Genomic DNA, 3,440 nt, shown 5'->3' with positions numbered 1-3,440 from the left:
TCCATCGGCATCCTGGTCGACGATGCCATCGTGGTGGTGGAGAACATCCACCGGCATATGGCGCTGGGCGGACGCAGCCTGCGCCAGGCCATCCCCGAAGCCGTCTCGGAAGTTGGTGGGCCGACCATCCTGGCCACCCTGACGGTGATCGCGGCGCTGCTGCCGATGGCCTTCGTTTCCGGCCTCATGGGCCCGTACATGCGGCCGATCCCGATCAACGCCTCGGCGGGCATGCTGCTTTCGCTGGCGGTGGCGCTGGTGGTCACGCCGTGGCTGGCGCTGCGTCTGCTCCGGCACCACAGGCAGGGCGCCGCGCACGATGCAGGGCACCCCCGCGTCGAGGATGGCGATGACCAGCCCGGCAACGCGCAGGGCGCCGCGCACGATACGGCCGCGCAGCATGCCGCGGCCCCGCGTGGCAGCCGCCTGCTGGGTTTCTTTCAGCGTCTGATGTCGCCGTTCCTGGACGGCGAGCGCGCGACGCGGCGACGACGCCTGCTGTTCGCGACGATGGGGGTGCTGGTACTGGCCGCGGTCGGCCTGGTAGTGGTCAAGGCGGTGATCCTGAAGATGCTGCCGTTCGACAACAAGTCCGAGTTCCAGGTGGTGGTGGATATGCCCGAGGGCACGACGCTGGAAACCACCAACGCACTGCTGGGCCGCCTGGCGCAGGTCGTGGCAAAGGTACCGGAGGTGAAGGCCTACCAGGGCTACGCCGGCACCGCGTCGCCCATCACCTTCAACGGACTGGTGCGCCAGTACTACCTGCGCAGTGGGCCGATCGAGGGCGACCTGCAGGTGGAGCTGGTGGGCAAGGACGAGCGCTCGCGGCAGAGCCACGCCATTGCGCGGGCGGTGCGTCCGGCGCTGCAGAAGATCGCCAAAACCTATGGCGCCTCGCTGAAGGTGGTCGAGGTGCCGCCGGGGCCGCCGGTGCTGGCGCCGATCGTGGCCGAGGTCTACGGACCAAACTACGGCACGGTGCGCAAGATCGCCACCGGCCTGGAGAAGGACTTCAAGGCCAACAAGGACATTGTCGACGTGGATACCAGCGTGGAGGCCAATTCGCCGCGTGATGTGGTGGTGGTCGACCGCGAGCGCGCGGCGAGGCTGGGCCTGAGCCAGGCAACCATTGCCCGGGCCCTGCACACCGCGTTGTCGGGGGACGACGCGACCTACCTGATGGATGGACATGCGCGCTACGCGGTGCCGGTGCGCCTGCGCCTGTCGGCCGCCGACCAGGCCTCGCTGAGCCAGCTGCTGGCGCTTCGCGTGCGTTCGGACAACGGCGCGCTGGTGCCATTGTCCGAAGTGGTCAAGGTGCGCAAGGCCAACTGGGAGAAGGCGATCTACCACAAGGACCTGCTGCCGTATGCCTACGTCACCGGCGACGACGCCGGTGCCGCCGACAGCCCGCTGTACGGCATGTTTTCGCTGGTCGGCAAGCTTGACCACGCCACGGTGTCCGGCCACCACCTGGGGCAGTACTTCATCCACCAGCCGCCCGACACGGCGCATTATGCGGTGAAATGGGACGGCGAGTGGCAGATTACCTACGAGACTTTCCGCGACATGGGGCTGGCCTATTCAGTGGGTCTGCTCCTGATCTATCTACTGGTGGTGGGGCAGTTCAGGAGCTACGTGGTGCCGCTGATCATCATGGCACCGATCCCCCTGACCGTGATTGGTGTGATGCCGGGCCACGCGCTGCTGGGTGCGCAATACACGGCCACATCGATGATCGGCATGATCGCGCTGGCCGGCATCATCGTGCGCAACTCGATCCTGCTGATCGATTTCATCAATCACGCACTGACCGCGGGCCGGCCGCTGCGTGACGCGGTGATAGACGCCGCAGCGGTGCGTGCAAAGCCGATCCTGCTGACCGGTGTCGCGGCGATGCTGGGCGGGTTCTTCATCCTGGACGACCCCATTTTCCAGGGGCTGGCGGTGTCGTTGATCTTCGGCGTCCTGGTGTCCACGGTGCTGACGCTGCTGGTGATCCCGTTGCTCTACTACGCGTACCTGCATCGCCAGGGCGAGCATCCGCGCCTGCCCGGTGCGGTCATCGAGGAGGAGACGACATGAGCGACCATGACACGCAGACCTTCGGTCTGTCGTTGGAGCAGGTGGACAACTACGAATTCCGGGTACGCTTCGACGAAACGTCGATCCCGGATTTGACCACGGATGAGTCCGAGCCGCTGGGTGGCGGCACAGGGCCCAACCCGGCACGTCTGCTGGTTGCCGCAGTGGCCAATTGCCTGGCGGCCAGCCTGCTGTTCGCGCTGCGCAAGTTCAAGAACGAGCCAGGATCCTTGCGCGCCACGGCCAAAGCCTCCCTGGCGCGCAATCAGGCAGGGCGCTGGCGCGTGGAGCGCATGGCGGTGGATCTGCACCTGTCCGATCCTTCGGCTGACCTGGAGCATCTGGAGCGCATCATCGGGCAGTTCGAAGACTTCTGCATTGTCACCCAGAGTGTGCGCCAGGGCGTGGCTGTGGACGTGCGGGTTCTGGACCGGGAAGGCCGCGTGGTCAACTGAAGGCGTGTCGCGGGAAGGTCACGTGCCTGTGCCACAATAATGCGTCCCCACACTGACGACCGACCGACATGCCACGCAAGCTGCGTCTACTGCCCATTCTCGCCATCCTGGTCCTGATTTCGCCGGTCGCGCTGGCATGGGGCCCCGAGGGGCATGCCATCATTGCCGAAATCGCCCAGCGTCATCTTGATCCGGCCGCCGCGCAAGAGGTTCATCAGCTGCTCGCGCTGGAGGGCAAGACCCGGCTCGACCAGGTGTCTTCCTGGCCGGACCAGATCCGCAAGGATCATCCCGAGACGGGTCCATGGCATTACGTGGATACCCCACTGCGCGCGCCGCGCTACAACGTGCGTCGTGACTGTCCGCAGGGCAACTGCGTCGTCCGCAAGCTGCCGCACTTCGCGCATGTGCTGGCCAACCGCAAGGCATCGCCGCAGGCGCGGCTCGAGGCGCTGAAGTGGGTGGTGCACCTGGTCGGCGACATCCATCAGCCGATGCACAATGACGATCACGACGACAAGGGCGGCAAGACCGTCAAGCTGGTCTATTTCGGCCATCCGACCAACCTGCACCGGATGTGGGACACCAACATCCTCGAGCATCATTACGGCCTGCACATGGGGCCTCATTACAGCTTCGATCGCGATGCGACACGTGCCATTGCAGCACGCATGAACGCATCCATCGGTGCCGCCCGGCTAGCCCGCTGGACCCCCCCGATGGCGTTGCAGAACATTGCACCGGAAGCCGTGCGCTGGTCCGACCATTCACACGCCCTGGCGCGGAAAGTGGCGTATGGCGATCTTCCCGATCGGCGTCGTGAAGGCTGGTCGGTGGTCTACCAGGCGAAGGCCTGGCCGGTGGTCAGGAACCAGATTGAAGCGGCTGGTGTACGTT

Annotated in this window: 3 protein-coding genes; all 3 read left to right on the top strand. The window is 65.7% G+C overall.

The annotated features are described in order from the left end of the window. Window positions 1–2,088: efflux RND transporter permease subunit (locus tag PF446_RS03730; protein ID WP_298069878.1), on the top strand; the 2,088-nt coding region annotated here is incomplete at its 5' end. After that, on the top strand, window positions 2,085–2,543 hold the full coding sequence (locus PF446_RS03725) for an OsmC family protein (protein WP_298069876.1): 459 nt from the start codon (window positions 2,085–2,087) through the stop codon (window positions 2,541–2,543). The genes PF446_RS03730 and PF446_RS03725, both read left to right, overlap by 4 nt. 68 nt (window positions 2,544–2,611) lie before the next feature. After that, window positions 2,612–3,440: S1/P1 nuclease (locus tag PF446_RS03720; protein ID WP_298069873.1), on the top strand; the 829-nt coding region annotated here is incomplete at its 3' end.

Origin of the sequence: Oleiagrimonas sp. (assembly GCF_027858935.1) — a bacterium.
GTDB lineage: Bacteria > Pseudomonadota > Gammaproteobacteria > Xanthomonadales > Rhodanobacteraceae > Oleiagrimonas.
Note: the sequence above shows the minus strand (reverse complement) of the source record. Positions and strands in the feature narration are given on the sequence as shown.